We start from the raw sequence: 666 nt of genomic DNA, 5'->3' as shown, positions 1-666 counted from the left end.
TCTCATTCGATTTATCTGTCATGGATATTTACCCATCATTAGTAACAGGTGGTACACTTTGGGCAATCGATAAAGATATGATTGCGCGTCCAAAAGACTTGTTTGCTTCTTTAGAGCAATCGGATATACAAGTATGGACTTCAACACCATCTTTCGCAGAAATGTGTTTAATGGAAACATCTTTCTCTGAGAGTATGCTACCAAACATGAAAACATTCTTATTCTGCGGTGAAGTGTTACCAAACGAAGTGGCTAGAAAATTAATTGAGCGTTTCCCGAAAGCGACAATTATGAATACGTACGGTCCAACAGAAGCTACTGTCGCTGTAACAGGTATTCACGTTACAAAAGAAGTGCTTGATCAATACAAATCACTTCCAGTTGGCTACTGTAAATCAGACTGCCGCCTTCTTATTATGAAAGAAGATGGCACGATTGCACCTGATGGTGAAAAAGGTGAAATCGTAATTGTCGGTCCAAGCGTAAGTGTTGGATATTTAGGAAGCTCTGAATTAACAGAAAAAGCATTTACTATGATAGACGGTGAGCGCGCCTATAAAACAGGCGATGCTGGCTATGTTGAAAATGGTCTTCTATTCTATAATGGTCGTCTTGATTTCCAAATTAAGCTGCATGGTTATCGAATGGAATTAGAAGAAATTGAGC

1 protein-coding gene is annotated in these 666 nt (G+C 39.0%); it reads left to right on the top strand.

The window, feature by feature from the left end; translation table 11 throughout:
* On the top strand, window positions 1-666 hold a 666-nt coding region (locus AU379_RS20490; RefSeq protein WP_157462708.1), incomplete at both ends, for an AMP-binding protein.

It is taken from the genome of Bacillus sp. JH7 (genome assembly GCF_001563515.1).
Lineage (GTDB): Bacteria > Bacillota > Bacilli > Bacillales > Bacillaceae_G > Bacillus_A > Bacillus_A cereus.
The sequence above is the reverse complement of the archived record's forward strand: the minus strand, read 5'-3'. Positions and strand labels throughout refer to the sequence as shown.